Origin of the sequence: Romboutsia sp. (assembly GCF_035470145.1) — a bacterium.
Taxonomy (GTDB): domain Bacteria; phylum Bacillota; class Clostridia; order Peptostreptococcales; family Peptostreptococcaceae; genus Romboutsia_D.
The window spans coordinates 1-1,526 of the sequence record NZ_DATIRC010000209.1 but is presented as its reverse complement, the minus strand read 5'-3'; the positions used below and the strand labels follow the sequence as shown (position 1 = coordinate 1,526).

At 29.7% G+C, this 1,526-nt stretch carries 3 protein-coding genes; all 3 read left to right on the top strand.

Going from position 1 to position 1,526, the window contains the following annotated elements:
* The first annotated feature begins 267 nt into the window (after positions 1-267).
* Positions 268-594: a hypothetical protein gene (locus VLM92_RS08875; RefSeq protein WP_325275983.1), complete on the top strand. Its 327-nt coding sequence runs from the start codon at positions 268-270 to the stop codon at positions 592-594.
* 12 nt (positions 595-606) lie between these two features.
* Positions 607-906, top strand: coding sequence for a hypothetical protein (locus tag VLM92_RS08870; RefSeq protein WP_325275982.1), 300 nt, complete (start codon positions 607-609; stop codon positions 904-906).
* A gap of 234 nt (positions 907-1,140) precedes the next feature.
* Positions 1,141-1,526 (top strand): NAD-dependent epimerase/dehydratase family protein (locus VLM92_RS08865; RefSeq protein ID WP_325275981.1); only part of this gene is annotated, 386 nt, incomplete at its 3' end.

The following is a 1,526-nucleotide window of genomic DNA, read 5'->3' as shown; positions in this document are numbered from 1 at the left end:
AGAAATGTCGAAACCTTCAACGATTACGGGTTCATAGATTACTGTTCCAATCTTCAAAGCATTTTGACCTCTTGTGAAAATTATCTTTAACTTAAAATCTAATGTTAATAATTAATTTAAACCATTTCGGTTATTGAATATGTTAAATTTTAACCCCCAAACCCAAACAATAAAATTTTGAATCAACGCAACTGGAAGTATTTTTGATATTATTTCTAGAACAATCGTTTTAAGTTCAATCTCAACAACTTTTTTGTGGCGACAAAAATGGACGTAGATGATGAAGAAAAAGATAATCTTGAAAGAATCTCTTCGTTAAATAGGATATTTGATGAGTTGATCACTGATGCTTCAGACCTTGTTAAGGACCTTTATTGGGGAGTGAAGAATTATCTTTTTTTTGGTCTCGTAACTTTTCTTTTTGGTGTTCAAGAAATTGTTTATAATATTGAGGTAATCCAAGAACGTCTTTATATCCCATTATTTGTTGGGGGAATAATGCTTTTTGCAGGAGTTGTACAGATTCTAAATTATTTTAGATTGAGAGGCAAATATTCAAGATTATTTAGAATTCAATCACAACTAAAATCGTAGGGCGAACTAAAATTGGCTTTTCCAAGAAGAACGCCTAGCATCATCGCGCTAGAGTTACTTAATTGTATAGATCAAAATAATGGAAGAGCTTCAAAATGGGATTTAATCAAAATAGTTGGTAACGAATCACAATTCCGACATTGGATAACTGAGTTTCTACTAGAAGACAAATTCATAATAGAAAAACAAGCATCTAATCATATATTTTATATGAAAACCCAAACTGGAGAATTATTACATAAATTATTAAGAAATGGCAATGTGCTAAGAGCTTTTTTAAAGTTAAGTGGAAAAAGATTACGAAGAGATTAAAAGTTATGTTAATGTAATTGACTTAAATTTCATTCAAAATCTAAAAATACTTAACAGATAGAAATCGTGAAAGACAGAAGTATATTAATCAAAAAAGAATAAAAAAAAAGGAGTTAATTGTAACTATTTAAATCGTGAAATGACCATTCAAACCATCCTTAGAATATTGTTAACAAAAAACTTTTTGGGAAATAAAATGTCATGAAATTGTTGATCACCGGGGCTTTTGGAAATGTGGGAAAAGCAATAATAGAAGAAGCAGATGCGAGAAATCATGACATAGTAGTGTTTGAAATAGAAAATAAAAAAAATCGAAGAACTGCACGGAAGTATAGGAGTAAAATTAATAAAGTAATTTATGGCGATATAAGAAATTTCAATGAAGTGAAAAAGGCAGTTCAAAATTGTGAAGCAATAATTCATCTTGCTGCAATAATTCCTCCACTTTCAAAAATTAGAAGAGAGCTAACAATGGCTGTTAATTTTGGTGGTACTGTGAATTTAATAAAAGCAATTAATGAAATAAAAAACGACATTCCATTTATTTTTACTTCTTCAGCTAGCGTAATGGGTCCCACTCAACTACAGAACAAATTGGTTGAAAGAAATGATCCATTGAT